This is a genomic window from Bradyrhizobium sp. USDA 4452 (assembly GCF_054063575.1).
Genome location: NZ_JBSSGK010000001.1, coordinates 4433849 through 4458612, shown reverse-complemented (window position 1 = coordinate 4458612; position 24764 = coordinate 4433849). Strand labels below are relative to the sequence as shown.

Annotated in this window: 26 protein-coding genes; 13 read left to right on the top strand and 13 right to left on the bottom strand. The window is 64.8% G+C overall.

What is annotated here, in order from left to right; genetic code table 11:
* Nucleotides 1-10: 10 nt before the first annotated feature.
* Nucleotides 11-832: an endonuclease III gene (nth, locus tag ACVISU_RS21420; protein ID WP_456708225.1), complete on the bottom strand. Its 822-nt coding sequence runs from the start codon at nucleotides 830-832 to the stop codon at nucleotides 11-13.
* Between nth and ACVISU_RS21415 the strand changes: the two genes are divergently transcribed.
* The gene (locus ACVISU_RS21415; RefSeq protein WP_456708224.1) at nucleotides 831-1403 is read left to right on the top strand and encodes a DUF2244 domain-containing protein; all 573 of its coding nucleotides are present in this window, start codon (nucleotides 831-833) and stop codon (nucleotides 1401-1403) included. The two genes, nth and ACVISU_RS21415, sit on opposite strands and share 2 nt — an antisense overlap.
* A gap of 57 nt (nucleotides 1404-1460) precedes the next feature.
* Complete coding sequence (locus tag ACVISU_RS21410) at nucleotides 1461-2357, top strand: methylated-DNA--[protein]-cysteine S-methyltransferase (RefSeq protein ID WP_050404325.1); 897 nt, start codon at nucleotides 1461-1463, stop codon at nucleotides 2355-2357.
* Nucleotides 2358-2459: 102 nt separating this feature from the next.
* On the opposite strand, the gene ACVISU_RS21405 is transcribed toward ACVISU_RS21410, so the two are convergent.
* The 8 genes from ACVISU_RS21405 to dnaK all read right to left on the bottom strand — a co-directional run bounded on the left by ACVISU_RS21405 (nucleotide 2460) and on the right by dnaK (nucleotide 9658).
* Nucleotides 2460-3083: a 2,3-bisphosphoglycerate-dependent phosphoglycerate mutase gene (locus tag ACVISU_RS21405; protein ID WP_050404326.1), complete on the bottom strand. Its 624-nt coding sequence runs from the start codon at nucleotides 3081-3083 to the stop codon at nucleotides 2460-2462.
* Between the two features lie 45 nt (nucleotides 3084-3128).
* Nucleotides 3129-3941 carry a 4-hydroxy-tetrahydrodipicolinate reductase gene (gene dapB, locus ACVISU_RS21400; protein WP_456708223.1) on the bottom strand — a complete coding sequence of 271 codons (813 nt, stop codon included), beginning with the start codon at nucleotides 3939-3941 and terminating at the stop codon, nucleotides 3129-3131.
* Between the two features lie 132 nt (nucleotides 3942-4073).
* Nucleotides 4074-4370, bottom strand: a complete 297-nt coding sequence (locus ACVISU_RS21395; RefSeq protein ID WP_050404328.1) for a DUF1330 domain-containing protein — start codon at nucleotides 4368-4370, stop codon at nucleotides 4074-4076.
* 23 nt (nucleotides 4371-4393) lie between these two features.
* Nucleotides 4394-5107 carry an orotidine-5'-phosphate decarboxylase gene (gene pyrF / locus ACVISU_RS21390; protein ID WP_456708222.1) on the bottom strand — a complete coding sequence of 238 codons (714 nt, stop codon included), beginning with the start codon at nucleotides 5105-5107 and terminating at the stop codon, nucleotides 4394-4396.
* A 6-nt stretch (nucleotides 5108-5113) separates the two neighbouring features.
* A complete protein-coding gene (locus ACVISU_RS21385) occupies nucleotides 5114-5692 on the bottom strand; it encodes an NADPH-dependent FMN reductase (protein WP_050404330.1) in 579 nt (192 codons plus the stop codon).
* A 48-nt stretch (nucleotides 5693-5740) separates the two neighbouring features.
* Nucleotides 5741-6343: a class I SAM-dependent methyltransferase gene (locus ACVISU_RS21380; protein ID WP_456708221.1), complete on the bottom strand. Its 603-nt coding sequence runs from the start codon at nucleotides 6341-6343 to the stop codon at nucleotides 5741-5743.
* A 100-nt stretch (nucleotides 6344-6443) separates the two neighbouring features.
* Nucleotides 6444-7574: a molecular chaperone DnaJ gene (dnaJ, locus tag ACVISU_RS21375; protein WP_050404332.1), complete on the bottom strand. Its 1131-nt coding sequence runs from the start codon at nucleotides 7572-7574 to the stop codon at nucleotides 6444-6446.
* Nucleotides 7575-7756: 182 nt separating this feature from the next.
* Complete coding sequence (dnaK, locus tag ACVISU_RS21370; RefSeq protein ID WP_050404333.1) at nucleotides 7757-9658, bottom strand: molecular chaperone DnaK; 1902 nt, start codon at nucleotides 9656-9658, stop codon at nucleotides 7757-7759.
* Between the two features lie 562 nt (nucleotides 9659-10220).
* Between dnaK and ACVISU_RS21365 the strand changes: the two genes are divergently transcribed.
* From ACVISU_RS21365 to ACVISU_RS21350, 4 genes are all read left to right on the top strand, one after another.
* Entirely contained in the window at nucleotides 10221-11156 is a 936-nt protein-coding gene (locus tag ACVISU_RS21365; RefSeq protein ID WP_050404334.1) for a hypothetical protein, read from the top strand.
* A gap of 92 nt (nucleotides 11157-11248) precedes the next feature.
* Nucleotides 11249-11959, top strand: coding sequence for a bifunctional nicotinamidase/pyrazinamidase (gene pncA / locus ACVISU_RS21360; protein ID WP_050404335.1), 711 nt, complete (start codon nucleotides 11249-11251; stop codon nucleotides 11957-11959).
* A 21-nt stretch (nucleotides 11960-11980) separates the two neighbouring features.
* On the top strand, nucleotides 11981-12835 hold the full coding sequence (locus tag ACVISU_RS21355) for an AraC family transcriptional regulator (RefSeq protein ID WP_050404336.1): 855 nt from the start codon (nucleotides 11981-11983) through the stop codon (nucleotides 12833-12835).
* A gap of 68 nt (nucleotides 12836-12903) precedes the next feature.
* Nucleotides 12904-13329: a VOC family protein gene (locus tag ACVISU_RS21350; protein WP_456708220.1), complete on the top strand. Its 426-nt coding sequence runs from the start codon at nucleotides 12904-12906 to the stop codon at nucleotides 13327-13329.
* A 45-nt stretch (nucleotides 13330-13374) separates the two neighbouring features.
* On the opposite strand, the gene grpE is transcribed toward ACVISU_RS21350, so the two are convergent.
* Together grpE and hrcA are read right to left on the bottom strand one after the other, a co-directional pair.
* Nucleotides 13375-13980 (bottom strand): nucleotide exchange factor GrpE, encoded by a 606-nt coding sequence (gene grpE / locus ACVISU_RS21345; RefSeq protein ID WP_050404338.1) that lies wholly within the window; start codon nucleotides 13978-13980, stop codon nucleotides 13375-13377.
* 164 nt (nucleotides 13981-14144) lie between these two features.
* Nucleotides 14145-15233 carry a heat-inducible transcriptional repressor HrcA gene (gene hrcA / locus ACVISU_RS21340; protein WP_050404339.1) on the bottom strand — a complete coding sequence of 363 codons (1089 nt, stop codon included), beginning with the start codon at nucleotides 15231-15233 and terminating at the stop codon, nucleotides 14145-14147.
* Between the two features lie 207 nt (nucleotides 15234-15440).
* Between hrcA and rph the strand changes: the two genes are divergently transcribed.
* Genes rph through hemW form a run of 3 tightly spaced genes read left to right on the top strand, consistent with a single transcriptional unit; the run spans nucleotide 15441 to nucleotide 17945 of the window.
* Entirely contained in the window at nucleotides 15441-16154 is a 714-nt protein-coding gene (rph, locus tag ACVISU_RS21335; RefSeq protein WP_021078183.1) for a ribonuclease PH, read from the top strand.
* An 11-nt stretch (nucleotides 16155-16165) separates the two neighbouring features.
* Entirely contained in the window at nucleotides 16166-16801 is a 636-nt protein-coding gene (gene rdgB, locus ACVISU_RS21330) for an RdgB/HAM1 family non-canonical purine NTP pyrophosphatase (protein ID WP_456708219.1), read from the top strand.
* Nucleotides 16788-17945 carry a radical SAM family heme chaperone HemW gene (hemW, locus tag ACVISU_RS21325; RefSeq protein WP_063695621.1) on the top strand — a complete coding sequence of 386 codons (1158 nt, stop codon included), beginning with the start codon at nucleotides 16788-16790 and terminating at the stop codon, nucleotides 17943-17945. Before rdgB ends, hemW begins: the two co-directional genes overlap by 14 nt.
* Nucleotides 17946-18250: 305 nt before the next feature.
* On the opposite strand, the gene ACVISU_RS21320 is transcribed toward hemW, so the two are convergent.
* Nucleotides 18251-19456 carry a penicillin-binding protein activator gene (locus tag ACVISU_RS21320; protein ID WP_456708218.1) on the bottom strand — a complete coding sequence of 402 codons (1206 nt, stop codon included), beginning with the start codon at nucleotides 19454-19456 and terminating at the stop codon, nucleotides 18251-18253.
* A 255-nt stretch (nucleotides 19457-19711) separates the two neighbouring features.
* Here ACVISU_RS21320 and rsmI point away from each other — a divergent pair, with 255 nt between their 5' ends.
* The 4 genes from rsmI to ACVISU_RS21300 all read left to right on the top strand — a co-directional run bounded on the left by rsmI (nucleotide 19712) and on the right by ACVISU_RS21300 (nucleotide 23174).
* The gene (gene rsmI / locus ACVISU_RS21315; protein ID WP_456708217.1) at nucleotides 19712-20665 is read left to right on the top strand and encodes a 16S rRNA (cytidine(1402)-2'-O)-methyltransferase; all 954 of its coding nucleotides are present in this window, start codon (nucleotides 19712-19714) and stop codon (nucleotides 20663-20665) included.
* Nucleotides 20652-21035, top strand: coding sequence for a YraN family protein (locus ACVISU_RS21310; protein ID WP_050401270.1), 384 nt, complete (start codon nucleotides 20652-20654; stop codon nucleotides 21033-21035). The genes rsmI and ACVISU_RS21310 overlap by 14 nt, the downstream gene beginning before the upstream one ends.
* 29 nt (nucleotides 21036-21064) lie before the next feature.
* Nucleotides 21065-22012, top strand: coding sequence for a glutathione synthase (gshB, locus tag ACVISU_RS21305; protein WP_456708216.1), 948 nt, complete (start codon nucleotides 21065-21067; stop codon nucleotides 22010-22012).
* Nucleotides 22013-22202: 190 nt separating this feature from the next.
* Nucleotides 22203-23174 carry an MBL fold metallo-hydrolase gene (locus tag ACVISU_RS21300; protein ID WP_456708215.1) on the top strand — a complete coding sequence of 324 codons (972 nt, stop codon included), beginning with the start codon at nucleotides 22203-22205 and terminating at the stop codon, nucleotides 23172-23174.
* A gap of 77 nt (nucleotides 23175-23251) precedes the next feature.
* Here ACVISU_RS21300 and ACVISU_RS21295 read toward each other — a convergent pair whose 3' ends face one another.
* The gene (locus ACVISU_RS21295; RefSeq protein ID WP_456708214.1) at nucleotides 23252-24718 is read right to left on the bottom strand and encodes a toll/interleukin-1 receptor domain-containing protein; all 1467 of its coding nucleotides are present in this window, start codon (nucleotides 24716-24718) and stop codon (nucleotides 23252-23254) included.
* Nucleotides 24719-24764: the final 46 nt, after the last annotated feature.

Below are 24764 nucleotides of genomic sequence, written 5' to 3'. Positions count from 1 at the left end.
CGATCATGGCTTAGACGGTCTTCTCCGGCCATCGGCAAAGATCGTTGATCAGGCAAACATCGCAGCGCGGACCGCGGGCGAGGCAGGTGTAGCGGCCATGCAGGATCAGCCAATGATGGGCGTGCAGCATGAACTCGGCCGGGATCACCTTCTCCAGCCCGAGCTCGACCTCGAGCGGCGTCTTGCCGGGCGCGAGGCCGGTACGGTTGCCGACACGGAACACGTGGGTGTCGACCGCCATCGTATGTTCGCCGAACGCCATGTTGAGCACGACATTCGCGGTCTTGCGGCCGGCGCCGGGCAATGACTCGATCTCGGCACGGGTGCGCGGCACTTCGCCGCCGAACTCGGCGATCAGCTTCTCGGACAGCGCGATGACGTTCTTCGCCTTGTTGCGATAGAGCCCGATGGTCTTGATGTAGTCGCGCACTCTGTCTTCGCCGAGCTCAAGCATCTTCTGCGGCGTGTCGGCGACCGCAAACAGCGCGCGCGTCGCCTTGTTGACACCGGCGTCGGTTGCCTGCGCCGACAACACCACGGCGACCAGCAGCGTGTAGGGATTGAGGTGCTCGAGCTCGCCCTTCGGCTCCGGATTGGCTTTGCGGAACCGGTCGAACGCCTCAAAGACCTCCGCCGCCGTCCATGGCTTCGGCTTTGCGGTTTTCTTGGCAACCTTCTTGGCGGCCTTGGTCGCCGGCTTCTTTGCCGCGCGTTTGGGCAGCGGGGTTGCCGCTTTCGCAGCTTTCTTCTTCGGCGCGGACCGAACGCTTGAGGTGTCGGCGCGTTGAGAGCGGATGATTTTGGCCATGAACGGGATATACTGATACGTCATGACCGCAGGCAACGACTTTGATCCGGGCGAAGACCCCGGGGGAGACCTCAGGGCCGATGCCCCGGACGTCGATGCGCCCGAGGGGGAGCCGAAGCTGTTCTCGGCGCTGCTCACGCCGCACCGCTCGCTGAATCGCACCGGCTTCATCGTGCTGATGTCGTTCGTCACCGTGGTCAGCTTCGTCGCCGGCGCGGTGTTCTGGTGGCTCGGCGCCTGGCCGATCTTCGGCTTCTTCGGTCTCGACGCGCTGGTGATCTATTGGGCGTTCAAGGTCAATTTCCGCACCGCCAGGGCGAGCGAGGAGATCACCGTCACGCCGTCGGAACTGCGGGTGCGCCGGATCAGCCACCGCGGCCATGTGGCCGAATGGGTGCTCAATCCGCTCTGGGTGCGGTTCGAGCAGATCTCGCACGAGGAGTTCGGCATCGAGCGGCTTTATCTGGTGTCCCGGGGCCGCCGGGTCAGCGTCGGCAGTTTCCTGAGTCCCGACGAAAAGGCCAGCTTTTCGAAGGCCTTGACCGCGGCGTTGAATACCGCGAAACGCGGTCCGACCTACACCCCCATTCACTAGGCCCGCTTGTCAGAAATCGGGTGGTCTGGACGCGCCATGGCTCCTAAATCAGACACCATGATGACACTCGCCATACACGATCAGCGCCTGGCCAAGCCGGGCCTCCAGAGCGCCGCGCTGCGCGACTACGACTCGGTGCGGCGCGCCATCGCGTTCATCTCCGAGCACTGGCGCGCACAGCCGACCATCGAAGCGATGGCCGATGCCGCGGCCGTCACGCCGGATGAACTGCACCATCTGTTCCGCCGCTGGGCCGGGCTGACGCCGAAGGCCTTCATGCAGGCGCTGACGCTCGATCACGCCAAGAGCCTGCTGCGCGATTCCGCCAGCGTGCTCGACGCGGCGCTCGACTCAGGTCTTTCAGGCCCGGGACGGCTGCACGATCTGTTCGTCACGCACGAGGCGATGTCGCCGGGCGAATGGAAGACCGGCGGCGGCGGCATGACGCTGCGCTACGGCTTCCACCCCTCGCCGTTCGGCACCGCGATCGTGATCGCAACAGACCGCGGACTCGCAGGCCTTGCCTTCGCCGACCCGGGCGACGAGCAGACGGCGTTTGCGGACATGAAACGGCGCTGGCCGAATGCGACCTATGTCGAGGACACCGCCGGCACCACCGCGCTGGCGCAGCGCGTGTTCGATACGAAGTTGTGGCGGGCGGACCAGCCGCTGCGCGTCGTCCTGATCGGCACCGACTTCGAGGTGCGCGTGTGGGAAACGCTGCTCAAGGTGCCGATGGGCCGCGCGGTGAGCTATTCCGACATCGCTTGCAAGATCAACAGCCCGAGGGCCTCGCGCGCGGTCGGCGCCGCAGTCGGCCGCAATCCGGTGTCGTTCGTGGTGCCCTGTCATCGCGCGCTCGGCAAGAGCGGCGCGCTGACCGGCTATCACTGGGGTATCACCCGCAAGCAGGCAATGCTGGGCTGGGAAGCGGGACAGGTGGGCTTGCACTGACCTCTATCTCGTCATTCCGGGATGGTCCGAAGGACCAGACCCGGAATCTCGAGATTCCGGGTTCGATGCTGCGCATCGCCCCGGAATGACAACATCAAACCTCTACCCCGCCAGATCGACCTTCGATGCAACGGTGGAATCGGCGTTGAGCCGATAGACCACCGGCGCGCCGGTCGCGAGTTCGCGCTTGAGGATCTGCTCCGGCGAAAGCTTCTCCAGCACCATGATCAGCGCGCGCAGCGAGTTGCCGTGGGCGGCGATCAGCGTGCGCTGGCCGCGCAGCACGCCGGGCAGGATCTCCTGCACGTAGTAGGGCAGCGTGCGCGCCAGCGTATCCTTCAGGCTCTCGCCGCCGGGCGGCGGCACGTCGTAGGAGCGGCGCCAGATCAGGACCTGGTCCTCGCCCCATTTCTTGCGGGCGTCATCCTTGTTGAGACCGGAGAGATCGCCGTAGTCGCGTTCGTTGAGCGCCAGATTCTTCGTGGTCGGCAGTTCGGTCTGGCCGATCTGCTCCAGCATCAGCTTCAGCGTGTGCTGCGCGCGCGTCAGATCGGAGGTGAAGGCCACGTCGAACGACAGGCCTTGCGCCTTCAGCTTGCGGCCGGCTTCCTTGGCTTCCGCGATGCCCTGCTCGGTGAGATCGGGGTCCTTCCACCCGGTGAACAGGTTCTTCAGATTCCATTCGCTCTGACCGTGACGAACGAGCACAAGAAGACGATCACTCATTTCAGATTCCGTTTTCGCTTGGCTGGATTGATTTCGTCGGCGGGCTCAGTCGCTCAGCCCGAGCACGTCGGTCATCGAGTACATGCCGGGCTTCTTGCCGTGCGCCCACAGCGCCGCCTTCAGCGCACCCTGCGCGAACAGCGCGCGGTCCTCGGCATGATGCGACAGCGTGATGCGCTCGGAGGGACCGGCAAAGATCACGCTGTGATCGCCGGCCGCAGTGCCGCCGCGCAACGAGGCAAAGCCGATATCGCCGGCACGCCGCGCCCCGGTGAGACCATCGCGGCCGCGCGCCGAATGCTGGTCGAGCGCGATTCCGCGCCCCGCAGCGGCAGCTTCGCCGAGCATCAAGGCGGTGCCCGACGGCGCATCGATCTTGGACTTGTGGTGCAGCTCGAGGATTTCGATGTCAAAACTCTGGTCGAGCGACTGCGCGACGCGCTTGACCAGCGCGGCGAGCAGATTGACGCCGAGGCTCATATTGCCCGACTTCACCACGATCGCGCGGTCGGTGACGCTGCGGATCACCGCATCGTCGGACTGCGACAAGCCGGTGGTGCCGATGACGTGGACCAGGCCGCGCTCGGCCGCGATCGCGACATTGGCGATGGTCGCAGCCGGCACGGTGAAATCCAGGATGCCGTCGGCGTTCGCCGACATCGACCACAGATCGGCCGACAGATTGACGTCGTTGGCGGGAAGGCCGGCGAGCACGCCGGCGTCCTTGCCGAGCAGCTCCGAGCCCGGCGCTTCCAGCGCGCCGACCAGCACCGCTCCGGGGGTTTCGGAAATCACCCGCGTCAGCGTGCGGCCCATCCGGCCGCCGGCTCCCGCAACGATCAAACGCATGTCAGCCATGGCTCACCTCTCACCGCCGTATAAAGCATGATCCGGCAAAGGGGAAACCGGTTTTCCGGCGCGGGATCATGCCTAAACGGCGGTCATCGGCGACTGTTCCAGCCAGCCGAACCGGCGGCCCGGTGTCCGAGGCTACGGGCTGTCGTACCCCTCGATGATGATGAGATCGGCGATCGAGTGCGGCTGCCGCACCTTGATGTTGGCCTGGTATTCCGGCGAATTGTAGCAGGCGAGCGCGGTGGCGTAGTCCGGGAATTCGATCACGACATTGCGCGAGCGGCTCTGACCCTCCACACCGGTGAACTTGCCGCCGCGCACGATGAACTTGCCGCCGAATTTCTGGAAGATCGCCGGGTTGGCCGCCATGTAGGGCTTGTAGCCCTCCTCGTTATGAACGTCGACGCGTCCGATCCAGTATCCCTTCGCCATCTCTGTTCTCCCTTGTTGTCGGTTCAGGCGAGTGCCTGGGCGATCTCGGCGTGAATGGCTTCAGCGGCGGCCTTCGGATCGGCGGCTTCCATCACCGGACGTCCAACCACCAGATAGTCGGCGCCGGCGGCAATGGCGCGGGCCGGCGTCATGATGCGCTTCTGGTCGCCGGTCGCCGAGCCCGCGGGGCGAATGCCCGGGGTCACGAGGTTCATCTGATCGCCGACGATCTTGCGCAGGGCGGACGCTTCCTCGGGTGAGCTGACGACGCCGTCGACACCGAGCGCCTGCGCCTGCCTGGCGCGCGCTTCGACGAGATCGGAGACATTGAGGCGATAGCCCGCCGCCTGCAGATCACTGTCGTCGTAGGAGGTCAGCACTGTCACCGCGAGGATCTTCAGGCCCGAGCCCGCGCGCGCCTCGACCGCTGCCTTCATGGTCTGCGGATAGGCATGCACGGTGAGAAAGGTCGCGCCGAGGGCGGCGACGCTTTCGACGCCGCGGGCGACCGTATTGCCGATGTCGTGCAGCTTGAGATCGAGAAAGACCTTCTTGCCGCTGACCGCGAGCTGCTTCGCCAGCGACAGCCCGCCGGCGTAACCGAGCTGATAGCCGATCTTGTAGAAGGTGACGGCATCGCCGAGCCTGTCGATCATCGCCTCGGCCGCAGCGACCGACGGCAGATCGAGCGCTACAATCAACCGGTCTTTCGGTGCGATCATCTGGGCTGGCTGCATGTCACCTCACATCATGCGTTGGGAATGGTCGATCAGCTGCCGCACCAGCGCCCGCATCGCGTCGATATCGGCCGGATGCTTCAGATGATCCATATCGTCATAGGCCTGCTCGGCGAATGACAGCGCGAGCTGGTTCGGGATCACGGCGGCATGGCACGCCGTCAGGATCAGGCGCAGCGCGGCCAGTGCGCGCGTGCCGCCGAGCCGGTTGCCGGATGCCGCGGCGATCGCGAAGGCGCGGCCGTGGAACACCTGGCCGCGGGTCTCGTGCGGGTCCTGCACGCGGCTCACCCAGTCGATCGTGTTCTTCACCAGCGCCGGCACCGAGGAATTATATTCCGGCGTCACGATCAGCACGCCATGATGGGCGCCGATCATCCGCTTCAGGTTGACGGCGTGCTGCGGCACGCCCGATTTGGCCTGCAGATCGCCGTCATAGATCGGCAGCGGGAAATCGCCGAGCGAGATCCGCGTGACGTCGGCCCCGAGTTGTGCGAGCTCATGCGCCAGCACGGCGGCTAGCTTCGCGTTGAGCGAGCCCGATCGCAGCGATCCCGGGATCACGAGGATTTTCAGCGCCGACATTTTGAAATCGCAGGTGTAGGTCGCACCCAGCGCGACGGCGCCGGAAGGTCAGCCCTTGCGATACACCCAGACCCGCGCGGGCGGAAGGTTCATCCAGATCCGCTCGGAGGCCTCTGTGGACACGCCGGGCAGCGACTTCGGAATCGGCGGCGCCACCGAATAGGTGAACTGGACGAACGGCGCACCGGGCGCGAGGGCCAGGAAGGCGTCGCGGACCAGCTTCAGGCGGGTCAGCATCGGCTTGGTGACCAGCGGCAGGCCGGAGACCACGGCCGAGGCTGGCGTCTTCAGGACGTCCCACAGCGTATCGCGAAGGCGGTAGGCGTCGCCCTGGACCACCCTTGCCTGCGGATAGCGTTCGCGCAGCAACGCGCAGAAGCCTGGATTGTATTCGACCAGGACGAGACGCTTTTGATCGACACCGTGTTCGATCAGCGCATTGGTGATCGGCCCGGTGCCGGGTCCGAGCTCGACAACCGGCCCGTCGGCTTCGGGATCGACATATTGCGCCATGGTGCGTGCAAGCAGCCGTCCGGACGGCATCACCGCGCCCATATGCAGCGGCTTCTCCATCCATGAACGGAGGAAACGAACCTCGTCGTCGAGACGGAGGGGCTTCTTCGACGCACGCACGGACGATTGCAGAGGCATGTCGCTACCAGGCGGGACCGCGCACAATCGAGCGGTTGTCAGAAAACGGTCATAAACACGTATAGATCGAAGTCGTTACGGTCAAGCATAACGACTGCGGCTAGACGGAGCGGCTTCCGAAGAAGTCCTTGACCTTAGAGAAGAAACCCGCCGCCTCCGGTTGCGTTGCGCCGGACGAGAGTTTTTCGAACTCCATCAGCAATTCTTGCTGCTTCTTGGTCAGATTCTGCGGCGTTTCGACCACAACCTGGACATACATGTCGCCGGTCTGGCGCGAGCGCAGCACCGGCATCCCCTTTGATGCGATGCGGAATCGACGGCTGGACTGGGTCCCGGCCGGCACCTTCACCTTGGTCTTGCCCTTGTCGATGGTCGGCACCTCGAACTCGCCGCCAAGGGCCGCGGTCACCATCGAGATCGGCACGCGGCAGTGCAGGTCGGCGCCGTCGCGCTGGAAGAACTGGTGGGTGGCCAGCGACAGGAAAATGTAGAGATCGCCGGGCGGTCCGCCGCGGACGCCGGCCTCGCCTTCGCCGGCGAGACGAATCCGCGTGCCGTCCTCGACACCCGGGGGAATGTTGACCGACAGCGTGCGCTCGCGCGTCACCCGGCCGGAGCCGGCGCAGGAGGCGCAGGCGTCCTCGATCATCTGGCCGCGGCCCTGACAGCCGGGGCAGGTCCGCTCCAGCGTGAAGAAGCCCTGGGCCTGCCGGATACGGCCGGCGCCGCCGCAATGCGAGCAGGTCTTCGGCTTGGTGCCGGCCTTGGCGCCGGTGCCGGAGCAGGATTCGCAGGTGACCGAGACCGGGATCTCGATCTGCGCGGTCTTGCCCTGGAAGGCCTCCTCGAGCGTGATTTCCATGTTGTAGCGCAGGTCGGCACCGCGTTCGCGGCCACCGCCACCCCGGCGCTGCCCGGCCATGCCGAACAGATCCTCGAAAATGTCGGAGAAGGAGGAGGCGAAGCCGGCGCCGAAGCCGGGGCCGCCGCCGCCCATGCCCTGCTCGAACGCGGCATGGCCGAAGCGGTCATAGGCGGCGCGCTTGTCGCCGTCCTTCAGCACCTCGTAGGCTTCGTTGATTTCCTTGAAACGCACCTCGCTGGTGGCGTCGCCCGGGTTCTTGTCCGGATGCCATTTCATCGCGAGCTTCCGGAAAGCCGATTTCAGCTTGGTCTCGTCCGCGTCCCGTTCAACCTCGAGGGTCTCGTAATAGCAGCGCTTGGTGGACATCCTTCAATTCCGTCCGAAGTTCATCGCGATCGCCGAAGATTGCGCAAAGGATTGCGCCGAGAATCGCGTCAAGGATTGCGCTTGTCTGGAAGATGCAGCGATCGCCTTAAAGAAAAATGACCCCCACTCCTCCGAGACGCCTGGCGTGCTCATTGGTGTGAGGGTCATGATCGCAAATCCGCTTAGGCAGACTTCTTGCTGTTCTTGTCGTCGTCGACCTCGGTGAACTCCGCGTCGACAACGTCATCCTTCGCAGCGTCCTTGGCCGCATCGGCCTCGGCCTGCTGCTTGTACATGGCCTCGCCGAGCTTCATCGAGGCCTGTGCCAGCGTGTTGGTCTTGGCCTTGATCGCCTCAGCGTCGTCGCCCTTCAGCGCTTCCTTGAGGTCGCTGACGGCGTCCTCGATCGCACGGCGATCGGTCTCCGGGATCTTCGAGCCGTGTTCGGCCAACGCCTTCTCGGTCGAATGCACCAGGCCGTCGGCATGGTTCTTGGCATCGACCGCCTCGCGGCGCTTCTTGTCCTCGGCCGCGTTGGCCTCGGCGTCCTTGACCATCTTGTCGATGTCGGCCTCGGACAGACCGCCGGATGCCTGGATCCGGATCTGCTGTTCCTTGCCGGTCGCCTTGTCCTTGGCCGAGACGTTGACGATGCCGTTGGCGTCGATGTCGAAGGTCACCTCGATCTGCGGCATACCGCGCGGAGCCGGCGGAATGCCCATCAGGTCGAACTGGCCGAGCATCTTGTTGTCGGCCGCCATCTCACGCTCGCCCTGGAAGACCCGGATGGTGACCGCGCCCTGATTGTCTTCGGCGGTCGAGAACACCTGGCTCTTCTTGGTCGGGATCGTGGTGTTGCGGTCGATGATGCGGGTGAACACGCCGCCCAGCGTCTCGATGCCCAGCGACAGCGGGGTCACGTCGAGCAGCAGCACGTCCTTGACGTCGCCCTGCAGCACGCCGGCCTGAATCGCAGCACCGATCGCGACGACTTCGTCGGGATTGACGCCCTTGTGCGGCTCCTTGCCGAAGAACTGCTTCACCACTTCCTGGATCTTCGGCATGCGGGTCATGCCGCCGACCAGCACCACTTCGCCGATCTCACCGGCGGTCAGGCCGGCATCCTTCAGCGCCTTGCGGCACGGCTCGATGGTCTTCTCGACGAGGTCGGCCACCAGCGCCTCGAACTTGGCGCGGGTCAGCTTCATCGTCAGATGCTTCGGACCGGTCTGGTCGGCCGTGATGAACGGCAGGTTGATTTCGGTCTGCGTGGTCGACGACAGCTCGATCTTGGCCTTCTCGGCGGCTTCCTTCAGGCGCTGCAAAGCGAGCTTGTCGTTACGCAGGTTGATGCCCTGCTCCTTCTGGAACTCGTCGGCGAGGTAGCCGACCAGGCGCATGTCGAAGTCTTCACCGCCGAGGAAGGTGTCGCCGTTGGTCGACTTCACCTCGAATACGCCGTCGCCGATCTCGAGGATCGAGACGTCGAAGGTGCCGCCGCCGAGGTCGTACACGGCGATCGTGCCGGATTTCGACTTGTCGAGACCGTAGGCCAGCGCGGCAGCCGTCGGCTCGTTGATGATGCGCAGCACTTCGAGGCCGGCGATCTTGCCGGCATCCTTGGTGGCCTGACGCTGCGCGTCGTTGAAATAAGCAGGAACCGTGATGACGGCCTGATCGACCTTCTGGCCGAGATGCGCCTCAGCGGTCTCCTTCATCTTCTGCAGAATGAAGGCCGAGACCTGCGAGGGCGAATAGGTCTTGCCGTCGGCTTCGACCCAGGCATCGCCGTTCGATGCTTTGACGATCTTGTAGGGAACGAGCTTCTTGTCCTTTTCGACCATCGGGTCGTCATAGCGGCGGCCGATGAGGCGCTTCACCGCAAAGAACGTACGCTCGGGATTGGTCACCGCCTGGCGCTTCGCCGGCTGTCCGACGAGGCGCTCGCCATCGTCGGTGAAAGCAACGATCGACGGCGTCGTTCGCATGCCCTCGGCATTCTCGATCACCTTGGCGTTCTTGCCATCCATCACGGCGACGCACGAATTCGTGGTGCCGAGGTCGATCCCAATGACCTTACCCATGGTTTTGATATCCTCTTTGCTACGGCAGGTTGGTTGGGCCCTGACGGCGCTCCGTACCGAACCCCCAGACGTTCACATACTCGCGATATTGCGACGGTGAGCCTGATATAGGAGGGAGGGTCCTGCCCGCAAGGACCGGACGCAACGTTGAGGCCTGAAAAGACTGACGTTTGAAAGATTGTGTCAGCCCGACCGTGGCAGCGGTTCAAGCCCGGACCAAGTTAACAAATCGGCAATGATCCCTCCCGCCATCGACCGCGACGTCAGCGCTGTTGAGTGAACGCTCACAAACGTCGTATGCGAGAGCGGCGCATGGGTCGGGGGCGCGCTGTTTGGCCGCTGGCGGCCGCAGGTGAGCGTTCTTTGGAAATGCCGGGAAACTGGAAAGTGCCTGCCAATCAAGGCGAAAAGCCCATGGAATCGCGCCTGCGGGCCCCGAGCGGAGATTTGGCGGCCTGTTGCAGGGCCATCAAAACCGCTAAAAGCGGTCCGACTGAAAGAGGCCATCCAGCCCTGCACCGGCCCCGTTGCGCGGCCACCAAGCAAAACCGGTAGATCCCCCATGACGCCTTTTCGAGCTCTCGTTGCGGTCGCCTTGCTGATTGCTGCCACCTGTCGTGGCTTTGCCGCCGACGTGGTGTTTCCGCCGGGCGCGCATGTCGGGATGAAACCGCTGGTCGGCCTCGTCCGCGCCAAATTGTTCATCGGCTTCGAGACCGAGGACCAGGGCGTCAAGGTCCTGATCGCCGACCTGCCCGCGGACGCCTACAACGAGGTCGTGACCGCCTTCAAGGCCAACCCCGCCGGCACCGGAAACATCAAGCCCGAGAGCCTCGAGACGTCGGCCGGCCTCGCCTACTACACCGTGGAGAGCGCCCGCGACGGCGCCAGCAATGTGCGCCGCTACTCCATGATCCTGCCGGGCCCGACCTTCTCCGGGTACGTCGCGGTCCAGGTGCCGGAGAACGCCAGCAAGATCTACACCGACGACGCCGTCCGCCAGATGTTCGCCTCGGCCGAAATCCGCAAGGAGGTGCCGGTCGACGAGCAGCTCGGCATGATGCCGTTCAAGGTCACCGAGCTCGGCAGCTTCAAGAACATCCGCATGCTGGCGCCGGGCGCAGCGCTGCTGATGGCCGACGGCGACGACAAGGGCCTCGAGACCAAACCCTTCATGCTGCTCGGCGTGATCGGCTCGGCGCCGGCCACGCCCGACGATCGCGGCCGCTTTGCCCAGCAGATCGCCACCACGATCCCCGGCGTGCGCGACGGACGGATCACCATGTCCGAACCGATCCGGATCGACGGCCAGCCCGGCTTCGAGACCCGGATCGACGCCATCAGCGGCAAGGACAACACCCCGGTGACCATCGTGCAGTGGCTGCGGTTCGGCGCGCAGACATCGGTGCGGATCATCGGCAGCTCGCCGCGCACCGATTGGGAGACGGCCTTCCCGCGCTTCCGCGCGGTCCGCGACGGCATTCAGCCGCGCGGCTGATCGGTTCGCCAGGCCTTTCGAAAAATCGGACTTTCGCAGGTCCACGAACGGAACTAGCCTCCTCCAGCGGTATCAAAGCGAGGAGGGGCGCGATGTTGGATCGACGACAGATAGTTGCAGGCCTCGGCACGCTGGCGCTTGCGACCCTCGTTCCCAGGAGTCTCTGGGCGGCTGCGATCAAGCCCGACGACGGCTCCGCGCTGCTTGTGATCGACGTGCAGAACTGCTTCCTGCCCGGCGGCAGCCTTGCGGTGAAGGACGGCGAGCAGGTGGTGCCGGTCATCAACAAGATCGCCAAGAGCTTTGCCAATGTGGTGATGACGCAGGACTGGCACACGCCCGGACACGTGTCGTTCGCGTCGGTCCATGAAGGCAAGAAGCCGTTCGAGACCATCGACCTCGCCTACGGCAAGCAGGTGCTGTGGCCCGACCACTGCGTGCAGGGTACTGATGGCGCCTCGCTGTCCAAGGAACTCGCGATCCCGCAGGCCGAGCTGATCATCCGCAAGGGTTTTCACAAGGACGTCGACAGTTACTCCGCCTTCACCGAGGCCGACGGCAAGACCACCACCGGGCTTGCCGCCTATCTGAAGGCGCGCAATGTCGAGCGGGTTTTCGTCGCCGGGCTCGCCACCGATTTCTGCGTGGCCTGGACCGCTCTCGACGCGCGCAAGGCCGGCTTCGAGACCTATGTCGTGGAGGACGCCTGCCGCGGCATCGACACCCAGGGATCGCTGGCCAAGGCCTGGACCGACATGGACAAGGCCGGCGTCAAGCGGATCCAGTCGTCGGATATCGCTTAGGCGCCAGCGCGCGAGGTCCGCATGGCCGAGCCTGCGGCCCCCGCCGAATTCGATTTCGCCTGGCGTCCGCCATCGCCGCGGATGGCGGGCCTGATTGTCGGGATCACGGGCTATCGCGAGACGGCCGCGGGCCGGTTCTTCCACCGCCAGACCGCGCCGCTCATTGTGCCCTTCATCGTCAGCTTCGGCTCGCCCTATCTGATCGCGCTGGCGCGGCAGCCCGGACCGTCCGACCTTCAGCTCAGCTTCACCGCGGGACTGCACGCCGGCCCCGTCAACATCGAGTCCGACGGCCGCGCCGAGTCCGTGCAAATGGATTTCACGCCGCTCGGCGCCTATCACTTCTTCGGAGGTGCCATCACTGAGCTCGTCGGGCGCATGGTCGATATTGGCGATGTGCTGGGCCACGACGCGCGGCGGCTACGCGATCAGCTCGGAGCCGAACCGTGCTGGCAGCACCGCTTCGATCTGCTCGAGGATTTCGTGTTGCGCCGCCTTGGCCGCGGACCGTCCGAGGAAGTCGCGTTCGCTTATCGCATGTTGGCGCGATCGGGCGGCACCGCCCGGATCACGGCGGTTGCTTCGGAGATCGGTTGGAGCCGCAAACACCTCGCCGGCCGGTTTCGATCCGAGCTCGGCCTCGCGCCCAAGCCGGTGGCGCGCATGATGCGCTTTCATCGGGCTTGCCGGCTTGCGCAGGCTGGCGCGGCCGACGGCTGGGCCGCAATTGCTGCCGAGAGCGGCTATGCCGATCAAGCCCATCTTGTGCGTGAATTCGTCGAGTTTGCCGGGGAATCACCGACCGCCTGGGCACGCCGCCTGACGTTGACCGACAGCCGGCTGTCCCATTCCGGCGAGCTGCAGCCCGACTGGTAACAAACCTTCAAGCCGAAGCCGCATTGCCTCGTGCAGAGTGGCGTCATCAGCCAACGAGGTGAGCCGCCATGACGCACGACATCGAACCGCCACGCATCTATCCGACCCTGCGCTGCAAGGACGCCGAGGCGATGATCGGCTGGCTCAAGGCCGTGATCGGATTCACCGAACACGTGGTCTATCGCGACGGCGGCGTGATCCACCACGCCGAGCTCGCCTACGGTTCCTCGATGCTGATGCTCGGCCAGAGCCGCGACGATGCCTATGGCAAAATAGTCGGCGATGTCGCCGGCCGCCGCACCGATTCAATCTACATCGCCGTCAACGATCCCGACGCCCTGTATGCGAAGGCTCGGGCGGCGAGAGCCAAAATCGAAATGGAACTACGTGACACGGATTATGGCAGCCGTGATTTCGCCTGCCGTGACCCGGAAGGAAATCTCTGGAGTTTCGGCACCTATTGGCCGAAGGCGCATGAGAAGCCGCTGCCGTGAAGCCACGACAGCGCGCTCACACTCTCGCAGTCAAAGTCGGTTGGATCAGACCGTGATGTCGGCGCTCGGAGCCGCCTTGGCGCCGCCCTTGGAGACGCCGACCAGCGCCGGACGCAGGATGCGCTCGCCGATCATGTAGCCGGCCTGCACGACCTGCACCACGGTGCCCGACGGCACCGAGGTGTCCGGCACCTCGAACATCGCCTGCTGGAAGTTCGGATCGAACTTCTCTCCGATCGGATCGAACTTCTTGACGCCGTTCTTCTCCAGCGCGTTGAGCAGCGACCGCTCGGTCAGCTCGACGCCTTCGATCAGCGCCTTCAGGCCGGGATCGGCCGCTTCCTTGGTCTCGGCCGGCACGGCGTCGAGCGCGCGCTGCAGATTGTCGGCGATATCGAGCACGTCGCGAGCGAAGCCGGTGATGCCGTAGATCTTGGCGTCGGCGACCTCGCGGCGGGTGCGCTGACGGAGATTCTCCATCTCGGCCAGTGTGCGCAGCGTCCGGTCCTTCGCCTCGGCGAGTTCCTTGGCCAGCGCCTCAGCCGATCCCACTTCGGGATCGTCAGGCATGATGTAGGGCTTCGAGACCACGGGCTCACCCGTCGGCGCCGAATTCTCGGTGTTGTCATTGGCCCGGTTCGGATCGGTCATGGCTTGCCTTCTCGAAAACTCGCGTCGGTTCAAATCTTGGGGATTGCTTGCCGGGATATCGTGCTTTGGGCGGCGAAAATCAAGCGCAACATGCCGCCTTCGGGAACAGGAACCTCCGACTTGGGTGACGAAAACCCGTCAAATGAAAGCGAAATGCACTCCGGTCAGCCGCCCAGCATCTTGCTGACGATGCGCGCGGCATAATCGACGGTCGGGATCACCCGCGCATAGTTCAATCGCGTCGGTCCGATCACGCCGAGGACGCCGACGATCCGGCCCTGGGCGTCGCCATAGGGCGCGATGATGGTGGAGGAACCCGACAGCGAGAACAGCTTGTTCTCCGAACCGATGAAGATCCGCACGCCCTCGCCGCGCTCGGCTCGGCCGAGCAGATCGATCACGCCGCGCTTGGTCTCGAGATCGTCGAACAGCGACTTGATGCGTTCGAGATCGTCGAGCGCATGCAGATCCTCGAGCAGGTTGGCGTGACCGCGCACGATCAGCTGGCGGTCCTCGCTCTCGCCGCCGGACCAGCTCGCGATGCCGGCCGCGACGACCTTCTGGGTGAGCTGATCGAGTTCGGCGCGGTTTTGCGCCAATGCCGTCTCGAGCTCGAGCCGCGCTTCGGCCAGCGTCCGGCCGCGGATTCGCGCGTTGAGGAAATTGGTTGCCTCCGTCAGGGCCGACGACGGAACACCGGGCGGCAGCGCCAGCACCCGGTTCTCGACCTGGCCGTCCTCGCCGACCAGCACGACCAGCGCCTTCTCCGGCTCCAGCCGCACGAATTCGATGTGCTTCAGCCGCGCATTCGACTTCTGCGTCAGCACCACCGCAGCCGCGCGGGTCAGCCCCGACAGTTGGGTCAACGCTTCGCCGAGCGCCGCCTCGACCGATTGCGCACGTCCGACGGCGGCGAGCTGGGTCTGGATCGATTGCCGCTCGGCCTCGGTGAGGTCGCCGACCTGCATCAGGGCGTCGACGAAGAAACGCAGGCCAAGCTCGGTCGGCAGCCGGCCGGCCGAGGTGTGCGGCGCATAGATCAGGCCGAGCTGCTCGAGATCCGACATCACATTGCGGACCGAGGCCGGCGACAGCGGTAATGCGATCAGGCGCGAGATGTTGCGCGAGCCGACCGGCTCGCCGGTCGCGAGATAGCTTTCGACGATTTGACGAAAAATGTCGCGCGACCGCTCGTTGAGCTGGGCGAGCCCGGCATGCGGCGCGATCAGGCCTATCGGATCGTGGTGAGTCACACTCCAGTCCCTCACAATTGCTGCCTAATTTGTCGATCCGGAAGGCCGGTGACAAGCATGCATTCGGCCCCCAGGTACCGGGCCACACCGGGGTCGAAAACCCCAGCCAAAACCCCGCCAAAACCCTTGGCAAGACCCTTGCCGCTGCCGCTTCCCCCTCCTACAAGCACGCCCAGCCTTAATCTCTCGGAATTCTGGAGGATTTCCATGCGGCCAAGCCGCCGTGCGCCCGATGAACTGCGTCCCGTGTCGCTGGAACGCGGCGTCGTCAAATATGCCGAGGGTTCCTGCATGGTGAAGTTCGGCGACACCCACGTACTGGTGACCGCCACGCTGGAAGAGCGGCTGCCGCCATGGCTGAAGGGCCAGGGCCGCGGCTGGGTCACCGCCGAATACGGCATGCTGCCGCGCGCCACCCTGGAACGCACCCGCCGCGAGGCCTCCGCCGGCAAGCAGGGCGGCCGCACGGTCGAGATCCAGCGGCTGATCGGCCGCTCGCTGCGCGCCGCCGTCGACCTCGAGGCGCTCGGCGAGCGCCAGATCACGGTCGATTGCGACGTCATCCAGGCCGATGGCGGCACCCGCACCGCCTCGATCACCGGTGCCTGGGTGGCGCTGGCCGACTGCATCAACTGGATGAAGACCCGCAACATGCTGAAGACCAACGTGTTGCGCGACAACGTGGCGGCGATCTCCTGCGGCATCTACCAGGGCACGCCGGTGCTCGATCTCGACTATGCCGAGGACTCCGAGGCCGACACCGACGCCAATTTCGTCATGACCGGCGACGGCCGCATCATCGAGGTGCAGGGCACCGCCGAGAAGACGCCGTTCTCGCAGGACGAATTCCTGGCGCTGATGGCCCTGGCGCGCAAAGGTGTCGCGCGTCTGGTCGACTTGCAAAAGATCGCGGTGGCGTAGTCAGATTGGCCATGCATCGCCGAATCACCGGAAGGCTCGTGATCGCCACCCATAATCCCGGCAAGCTTGCCGAGATGCGGGAACTGCTGGCGCCGCATGGCGTCGAGGCGTTGTCGGCCGGCGATCTCGGCCTCGCCGAGCCCGAGGAGACCGGCGACACCTTTCGCGCCAATGCCGCGATCAAGGCCATCGCCGCGGCAAAGGCGACGGGACTGCCGGCCTTCGCCGACGATTCCGGCCTCGTGGTCGACGCGCTCGACGGCGCACCCGGGATCTACTCGGCGCGCTGGGCGGGCGACGGCAAGGATTTCATGGCGGCGATGACGCGGATCGAGCGCCTGCTGCAAGAACGCGGTGCCACGACGCCGGAGCAACGCAAGGCGCACTTCGTCTCAGCGCTGTGCGTGGCCTGGCCCGACGATCACCTCGAAGAGGTCGAGGCCCGGGTCGACGGAACCCTGGTCTGGCCGCCGCGCGGCACCGCCGGATTCGGCTATGATCCGGCGTTCCTGCCCGACGGATACACGCGGACCTTCGGCGAGATGAGCAGCATCGAGAAGCACGGCCTGCCGCCGCTCGGACTCGGCCTGTCGCATCGCGCGCGCGCCTTCGTGAAGCTCGCGGAGATCTGCCTTGAGCCACGCTGAACGAGAAGCTTTCGGCGTTTACGTGCACTGGCCGTTCTGCCTGTCGAAATGTCCGTATTGCGATTTCAACAGCCACGTGCGGCATGCGCCGGTCGACGAGGCGCGCTTCGTGCGCGCCTTCGCCCGCGAGATCGAAACCACGGCGGCGCGGGTGCCGGGGCGCGAAGTGTCCTCGATCTTCCTCGGCGGCGGCACGCCCTCGCTGATGCAGCCGCAGACCGTCGGCGCCGTGCTCGATGCGATCGGCAAGCACTGGCAGGTCGCGCACGATGTCGAGGTGACGCTCGAAGCCAATCCGACCAGCGTCGAGGCGACGCGGTTTCGCGGCTATCGCACAGCCGGCGTCAACCGCGTCTCGCTGGGCGTGCAGGCACTGGACGATGCGTCGCTGAAGGCACTAGGCCGCTTGCACACCGCGCGCGAGGCGCTGGACGCGGTCGCGATCGCCCGAAGCGCATTCGACCGCTACTCGTTCGATCTGATCTATGCGCGGCCCGACCAGACGCCGCGGATGTGGGCCGACGAACTGAAGCAGGCGATCTCGGAAGCGGCCGAGCATCTGTCGCTCTATCAGCTCACGATCGAGGAAGGCACACCGTTCTTCGGGCTGCATGCCGCCGGCAAATTGCAGACCCCGGATGAAGCGACCGCGCGCGCGCTCTACGACGTGACCCAGGAGGTCTGCGCACGCGAAGGATTGCCGGCCTACGAGATCTCCAACCACGCCCGCGCGGGCGCCGAGTGCAAGCACAACCTCGTCTACTGGCGCGGCGAGGAATATGCCGGCATCGGTCCCGGCGCGCATGGAAGGCTCGATATCGACGGCGTCAGGCACGCGACCGCGACCGAACGGCGCCCCGAGGCCTGGCTGCTGAACGTCGAGGAGCGTGGCCACGGCGTCGTCACCGATGACAGCCTCAACAGCGAAGAGCGCGCCGACGAATTTCTCTTGATGGGGCTGCGGCTCGCCGAAGGCATCGATCCCAGGCGCTATGCGAAGCTCTCGGGCCGTCAGCTCGATCCGCACCGGATCGCGATGCTGCGCGAGGAAGGCGCGATCGCCGTCGATGCCGATGGACGGCTGCGCGTGACCAAGTCGGGATTCCCGGTGCTCGATGCCGTCGTGGCGGATCTCGCCGCCTAGAGCGCGATGAGATTAGGTCGAGCTGGAACGACATCCAAGGTTCACCTCTCCCGTGGGAGAGGTCGATTTGCGCAGCAAATCGGGTGAGGGGTTACGGTCTATCGGGAGAGCAAGAGCCCTCACCCGGATTGCTTCGCAATCCGACCTCTCCCCAACGGGGAGAGGTGAGCAGAACCCGGCGGCAAGCTTATTCACCAAAATCACCCCGCTCCAGGCCCACGCTGCGAAAATATCGAAAACAACCCCATGCACAGTAGTCGGCGGGTATAGGCGCTCGACAAGGCAGCTTGACCGCCTGACGAAAATCAGGCGCCGAAACTCTTCGGCGAGCCGGCGACCGGCGTGCTGCCGCCGGAGGCCACCTTCATGACCGCAAGGCCGCGCTCATTGGTGCCGTCGGACCGGAAGCGGAACAGGCCGTCGATGCCGGCAAAGCCGGACGGGTTGGTCAGCGTCTCCGGCGCGAAGCGCTGCGCGCCCTGGGTGCGCGCAAGTGCGGCCATCAGCGCGACGGCGTCATAGGCAAGCGTTGCGGTGCGCACCGGCTCGCCGCCGTATTTGGTGCGGTAGCGGCCGGCGAAACTGCGGAACCCGGACGGATCGGGCGCGGCGTAGAGGCCGCCCTGCAGGACGGGGCTCGCGAACACCCGCGGATTATCCCACAGCCCGGTGCCGAGCAGCTGGATATTGTGCAGATTGGCGCCGGCTGCGGTCAGCGCATCGGCCGTCGCGACCACCGAATCGCCGTCGTCGGCAAGCAGCAACGCATCGGCTTGGCCGAGCGCCTGGGCCACCGTCCGCGCCGGCGTCGCGCGATCGGCGCCATATTTCTCGAATGCGACGACGCGGCCGTTCTTGCGGCCGACCGCCTGCTTGAACGCGGCCTCGACCACGTTGCCATAGGCGTTGTCAGGCACCATCGCGGCGAACGAACGTTTTCCGATCCCCGCGGAATAATCGACGATCCGGTTGATGTCTGACTCCGGCAGGAAGCTGAGCAAATAGACGCCGCGGCCGGCCACGCTCGAATCCGTGGAGAATGCGATCACCGAGGTTCCGCGCGGCCGCGTCAGTTGCGCGACGGCCGGGACGGAGCCTGCGAACAGCGGTCCCAGGATGATCTCGGCGCCCTCGGACAGCGCCTGCTGGGCACCCTGCGACGCGCCCTGCGGGCTGCCGCCATCGTCCTTGATCAGGAGCTGGATGTTCGGGTTCTGAAATTCCGCGAGCGCCATTTCGGCGGCGTTGCGCATCGACTGGGCGGCGAGCCCTGCGTTGCCGGACGCCGACAGCGGCAAAATCAACCCAATTTTGACCTGACCGGTGCCGACCGCCTGCGGTTGTTGCTGCGGGCCGGCGGGACCGGCTTCCGGGTTGCTGCTGGAAAATTGGCTCAAGCTCTGCTGGATGCCGGAACATGCCGCCAGCAACGGCGCACCCACGATCAGGCCAAGCGCGGTCCGCCGGGTCGTGCCCGACGGCAGGGTCTTGCGGTGATGCGGGCCTTCCATCGTCTCTCTTCTCTTGGCCGACCATGATCGGCCAGGACTCCATCCGGCTCTCATCAGGCGGGCGGATTCAGGCATATTGTCGGCGAATAGTTAACTAAAACAAAAGGATTATGGCCCCGCGGCGCCGTTGCCGCGGCCTCCATTTCTCTCCCCTCAGGCGGCGTTCCGTCACCGCCTTTTGCCGATGTGGCGCGAGCGCCGCCATCCCGCTAGAGCCTATATCCACTTCGCTCGAAAACGCTCTAGATTGCCATTATGCGCGCAAAAGCCAGTTCCCTCCACCATTCGGATGCCACGACGGGTGCTGCGGCCAGAACCTTTTCGATCGGCGGCCAGCAACTCGCCGCGCCGAAAGCCAGGGCCGGGCTCCATCTGGTGGCGACCCCAATCGGGAATCTCGCCGACATCACCTTGCGCGCGCTGGAGACCCTTGCCGGCGTCGACGTCATCGCCTGCGAGGACACCAGGATTACGCGCCGGTTGACCGAGCGTTATGCGATCACCGCTGACCTCGCGCTCTACCACGAGCACAACGCGGCCCAGGCCCGGCCCAAGATCCTCGAGCGGCTGGCGCAGGGCGCCGCGATCGCACTGGTTTCGGATGCCGGCACGCCGCTGATCTCCGATCCCGGGTTCAAGCTGGTGCGTGAGGTCTGCGCCGCCGGCCATGCCGTCATCGCGGTGCCGGGGCCGTCGTCGGTGTTGACTGCGCTGTCGGTCGCGGCGCTGCCGACCGACCGGTTCTTCTTCGAGGGATTTCTGCCGGCCAAGGAGCACGCGCGCCGCGCCCGGCTCACCGAGCTCGCCCGGATCGATGCGACGCTGGTGATGTTCGAGTCAGGCAATCGCGTGCAGGACACGCTGCGCGATCTCGCCGCGATCATGGGCGGACGCGATGCCGCGATCTGCCGCGAGCTGACCAAGCTGCACGAGGAGGTCAAGCGCGCGCCGGTCGCCGAGCTTGCCGCTAGCGCGGACGCGCTGGAGACCCGCGGCGAATTCGTGCTCGTGATCGGGCCGCCGGCCGACGATGCCGGGATGATGGACGAGAATTCGCTCGACGACCTCCTGCGCGCGCAGCTCGGCCGCGGCAGCGTCAAGGATGCGGTTGCCCATGCCGTCGAACTGTCGGGCCGGCCGCGCCGCGAGGTCTACGCCCGCGCGCTCGAGCTTGCGAAAACCATCGGGGACGGCGATGGCGAAGACTGACAGCGCCTCGCCTGAACGCGTCGCCGCATTCCGCACCGGCATCTCGGCCGAAAGCCGCGCCGCGGCGCTTCTGATCGCCAAGGGCTATCGCATCCTGGCGAGGCGCTTCCGCACCCCCTACGGCGAGATCGACCTGGTGGCGCGGCGGCGCAACCTCGTTGCCTTCGTCGAGGTCAAGGCGCGGGCCAGCCTCGATGAGGCCGCCTATGCGGTGACGCCGCGCCAGCAGCAGCGCATCGTCAACGCCGCCCAGGCCTGGCTGATGGCGCATCCCGAACATGCCGAATTTGACCTCAGATTCGACGCCGTGCTGATTGCGCCCAAGAGCCTGCCGCGCCATCTGTTAGCGGCATTCGACGCCAGCCCTTAAAGTATTCTCAGACCTCGCGAGACACGCCTATGACACTGAAGATCGCCGTCCAGATGGATCCCATCGCGCGCATCAACATCCGCGGCGATTCGACCTTCGCGCTGCTGCTTGAGGCGCAGAAGCGCGGCCACGGCATTTCCTACTACACGCCCGACAAACTGTCGCTGCGCGGCGAGGAACTGGTGGCCCCGGTGCAGCCGCTCACCGTGCGCGACGAGGTCGGCGATCACTTCACGCTGGGCGAGCCGAAGCGGGAAGCCCTCAATGGCTTCGACGTCGTGCTGTTGCGGCAGGACCCGCCGTTCGATCTCGCCTACATCACCTCGACGCACTTTTTGGAGCGCATCCATCCGAAGACCCTGGTCGTCAACGATCCGGCCAGCGTGCGCAACGCGCCGGAAAAGCTGTTCGTGATGAATTTCCCGCAGCTGATGCCGCCGACGCTGATCTCGCGCGACCTCGACGAGATCAACGCCTTCCGCGACCAGCATGGCGCGGTCGTCATGAAACCGTTGCACGGCCATGGCGGCGCGGCAGTCTTCCGCGTGATGCCGCAGGACATGAACTTCGGTTCGCTGTTCGACATGTTCTCGGTCACCTTCAAGGAGCCCTGGGTGATCCAGCGCTTCCTCCCCGAGGTGAAGCATGGCGACAAGCGCATCATCCTGGTCGACGGCGAATTCGCCGGCGCGGTCAACCGCGTGCCGGCGGCAGACGATCTGCGCTCCAACATGGTGCGCGGCGGCGCGGCCAAGGCGACCGAGCTGTCGGATCGCGAGCGCGAAATCTGCGCCACGCTCGGGCCCGCGCTGCGCGAACGCGGCCTGCTGTTCGTCGGCATCGACGTGATCGACGGCAATCTGACCGAGATCAACGTCACCTCGCCGACCGGCATCCGCGCCATCCAGCGCCTCAACGGCCCGGATGTCGCGGCGATGATCTGGGATACCATCGAGAAGAAGCGCGCCCCGAAATAATCCTCCTCCTTTGTGCGCCGCACAGGCTGGCTGAAATTTTAGCCAGCGTACGGGCGCGCGTGCGTTCGCCTTATTCTTCTTGCCAGCTTGCGCAGGCGAAGGCAGCATCCTCTTGCCTGCGTCAGGTCAAGCGGCGGGCTGACGCGGGCGACAACGCGAAACATCATAAAAATTGTGGAGGAAGAACGTTATGACGCTCAATGTCTCACGACGATCCTTGCTCGCGCTCGGCGCCGGTCTCGGCGCCAGCACACTGCTTGGGGGCACCGCCCAGGCGAAGGCACCGAAGCTCGGCACGCAGACACCCTATTGGCACCGCTTCGTTCTCGGCGATGCCGAAGTGACCGTCGTCTCCGACGGCCCGCTTCCGCTCGGCGATCCCTCCGGCACCTTCACCGGCGTGCCGAAGGAAGAAGTGAAGAAGATGCTCTCCGACAATTTCCTCTCGCCCGACAATGTCGTGCTCGAGCAGAATTCGCCGATCGTCAACACGGGCGACAAGCTCATCCTGTTCGATACCGGCATGGGCACCTCGAAGGCGTTCGGCCCGACCACCGGGCGTCAGCAGAAGAGCATGCAGGAAGCCGGCATCAAGCCGGAGGACATCGATGCGGTCGTGCTGTCGCACGCGCATATCGACCATATCGGCGGCATCGTCGGTGCCGACGACAAGCCGCTGTTCCCGAATGCGCAGTACTACATCGCGCAAAGCGATCTCGATTTCTGGACCGATGAAGGCAAGATGGGCAGTCCGTTGAAGGACTTTATCGTGCACGCCCGCAAGAACCTGCTGCCGGTGCGCGACCGCATCGTTTTCTTCAAGGACGGCCAGGAATTCCTGCCCGGCGTGACGGCGATCGCAGCGCCCGGCCACACCGTGGGCCACACCATCTTCATGGTGAGCTCGGGCGGCAAGTCCTTTGCCTTCCTCGGCGACCTCTCGCATCACGCGGTGCTGCTCCTGGAGCGGCCGCGGATGGAATTCTCCTACGACACCGATCCGAAGCAGGCGGCGAACTCACGGGTCAAGCTGCTGGAGATGCTGGCCGCGAACAAGACGCCGGTCATGTCGTATCACTTCGCCTGGCCGGGCTACGGCCATGTCGCCAAGGCCGGCGAAGGCTTCCATTATTATCCCGAGCCGATGCAGATGACGCTGTGACGAGCGGGCGCTTGGGGGCGGCGCGCGTCGCCCCCATGCGCTGCCCGGATGCCCCCGTCCTGCCTCACGCAGCGGGATTAGTCGGGAACGGCTTTGGTCGCCTCTATTCTCTCCGCGCAAAGGAGCTCGTTGCAGAGCTTGTCGATGAAGCTGCTGTTGATTGCCCTCAAGCCGACGAACCCGGCTGTCACGACATCTGCGGCGTCGGACCACGTGGTGTCCTTGGTGGGAGTCTGCGCCTCCTTTATCTTGTCGAAGATCTGCATTCTCGTGGCCGACCATTTCGCGATTTCCTCGCGCATGAAATCTTTTTCCGGTCCATCCCGAAAGCCATTCAGCAAGGGCGGGTCGTCATGTTCGTCCTTTGGCGGATTGAGCCCGAATTCTTCAGCCTCGGCCTCAACCAGGACGATCTCCTGCTGAAGCTTCTGCAGCAACTCGGCCTTCTTCTTTTCGGGGAATTTCGGGTTCTTGTTGAGTTCGTCGGACAAGGGCAAGACGCGCTGGCGAAAGCGGATCGACAGGATCAGCGCGCTCAGCAGCAGCGATGTCTTGAACGTCAGATTGAAGCGCCGATCCCGCGACGGAATGAATGCGACGTAGCACCGCCTGGCGCCGTTTCTGAAATTCAGGTTTCTGGCGATGATGGGCCGGTAGAACTTGCCGTCGTTCCCCAGGCAGAGAAAATCCGTCTGCGTCGGTACTTTGCCAAGCAGGAGGTCCCTTGCCGCTGTCTCCATGTCGTTGATCCAAAGCGGGGTCATCTCATTGCCGCTTCGCGCGGAAGCCACCGCCTTGATATCGGCCCAGGTCGTCGAGGTCCCAGCAATTGTGAAGATGTTGGGCAACGCGTTGAATTCCCCCGTCACCACGGTGGTCGGGGTCAGTCCCTCCGCGCTTTGCGATGGTGGCGGCACCATAAAGCTGATGCGTGGTTGAAAGACGTCTTCGCCGACGAAGTCATTGGCTCCGTTTTGAACGAATGCCCGTGTGATTCTTCGCACGCCATTCCTCATGGCTTTGCGCGTGTTGGGGTCGTCAATCCCACGGAAGGAAATACCCGTCGAGTTCGTCAGCAGATTCTCGAAGAAGTCGAATAGCTCCGTGTTTTCGTAAGCGAGCGAGTCGTCATTGTCGGCGTCGACGTTGAGCAATACGTCGTTACGATTGCGGATCGATACCAGGGAGCCTTGATAGCGGGACAGTTGATCCGGACGATCGACGTCGTACAGGAAGCAAATTCGATCTCGCACCGCTTCTTTCTGATCTGCCCGTTCGAGCTTGGCGCGGAACTGGCCGGCTTCGTAGAAGCACCAGCTCATGTCCTTTTCCGATTTGTTTCCCCCGCTACAGATGAAAACGAACCACTGGGATTTCTGAATCGATTCCGAAATCTTGGCTTCGTAGTCGTCGCCGCCTTCAATTCCGGCACGATCGATGAACACCTCGAGATTCGTCGACAGGCCGGCGAGCGACTCCACCACCGCTTCTGCGATTTTCTTGTCTTTGTGATTGTACGATATGAAGACTCCGGTCTGGGCCATGGTTGTCCTCTCAGCGCAATGTTTCTGGCAGCGAAATATTCCTGGA

Bases quoted from the DNA above. Each gene is read 5' to 3' on its own strand.
- ACVISU_RS21385 (WP_050404330.1), bottom strand. From the start codon at position 5,692: ATGTCGGCGCTGAAAATCCTCGTGATCCCGGGATCGCTGCGATCGGGC.
- ACVISU_RS21355 (WP_050404336.1), top strand. From the start codon at position 11,981: ATGGCCGAGCCTGCGGCCCCCGCCGAATTCGATTTCGCCTGGCGTCCG.
- dnaK (WP_050404333.1), bottom strand. From the start codon at position 9,658: ATGGGTAAGGTCATTGGGATCGACCTCGGCACCACGAATTCGTGCGTC.
- dnaJ (WP_050404332.1), bottom strand. From the start codon at position 7,574: ATGTCCACCAAGCGCTGCTATTACGAGACCCTCGAGGTTGAACGGGAC.
- rsmI (WP_456708217.1), top strand. From the start codon at position 19,712: ATGCGCGCAAAAGCCAGTTCCCTCCACCATTCGGATGCCACGACGGGT.
- ACVISU_RS21365 (WP_050404334.1), top strand. From the start codon at position 10,221: ATGACGCCTTTTCGAGCTCTCGTTGCGGTCGCCTTGCTGATTGCTGCC.
- dapB (WP_456708223.1), bottom strand. From the start codon at position 3,941: ATGGCTGACATGCGTTTGATCGTTGCGGGAGCCGGCGGCCGGATGGGC.
- rph (WP_021078183.1), top strand. From the start codon at position 15,441: ATGCGGCCAAGCCGCCGTGCGCCCGATGAACTGCGTCCCGTGTCGCTG.
- ACVISU_RS21395 (WP_050404328.1), bottom strand. From the start codon at position 4,370: ATGGCGAAGGGATACTGGATCGGACGCGTCGACGTTCATAACGAGGAG.
- ACVISU_RS21350 (WP_456708220.1), top strand. From the start codon at position 12,904: ATGACGCACGACATCGAACCGCCACGCATCTATCCGACCCTGCGCTGC.
- ACVISU_RS21310 (WP_050401270.1), top strand. From the start codon at position 20,652: ATGGCGAAGACTGACAGCGCCTCGCCTGAACGCGTCGCCGCATTCCGC.
- grpE (WP_050404338.1), bottom strand. From the start codon at position 13,980: ATGACCGATCCGAACCGGGCCAATGACAACACCGAGAATTCGGCGCCG.
- ACVISU_RS21380 (WP_456708221.1), bottom strand. From the start codon at position 6,343: ATGCCTCTGCAATCGTCCGTGCGTGCGTCGAAGAAGCCCCTCCGTCTC.
- ACVISU_RS21320 (WP_456708218.1), bottom strand. From the start codon at position 19,456: ATGGAAGGCCCGCATCACCGCAAGACCCTGCCGTCGGGCACGACCCGG.
- ACVISU_RS21295 (WP_456708214.1), bottom strand. From the start codon at position 24,718: ATGGCCCAGACCGGAGTCTTCATATCGTACAATCACAAAGACAAGAAA.
- rdgB (WP_456708219.1), top strand. From the start codon at position 16,166: ATGCATCGCCGAATCACCGGAAGGCTCGTGATCGCCACCCATAATCCC.
- pyrF (WP_456708222.1), bottom strand. From the start codon at position 5,107: ATGCAGCCAGCCCAGATGATCGCACCGAAAGACCGGTTGATTGTAGCG.
- gshB (WP_456708216.1), top strand. From the start codon at position 21,065: ATGACACTGAAGATCGCCGTCCAGATGGATCCCATCGCGCGCATCAAC.
- pncA (WP_050404335.1), top strand. From the start codon at position 11,249: ATGTTGGATCGACGACAGATAGTTGCAGGCCTCGGCACGCTGGCGCTT.
- ACVISU_RS21300 (WP_456708215.1), top strand. From the start codon at position 22,203: ATGACGCTCAATGTCTCACGACGATCCTTGCTCGCGCTCGGCGCCGGT.
- ACVISU_RS21405 (WP_050404326.1), bottom strand. From the start codon at position 3,083: ATGAGTGATCGTCTTCTTGTGCTCGTTCGTCACGGTCAGAGCGAATGG.
- nth (WP_456708225.1), bottom strand. From the start codon at position 832: ATGACGTATCAGTATATCCCGTTCATGGCCAAAATCATCCGCTCTCAA.
- ACVISU_RS21415 (WP_456708224.1), top strand. From the start codon at position 831: ATGACCGCAGGCAACGACTTTGATCCGGGCGAAGACCCCGGGGGAGAC.
- ACVISU_RS21410 (WP_050404325.1), top strand. From the start codon at position 1,461: ATGATGACACTCGCCATACACGATCAGCGCCTGGCCAAGCCGGGCCTC.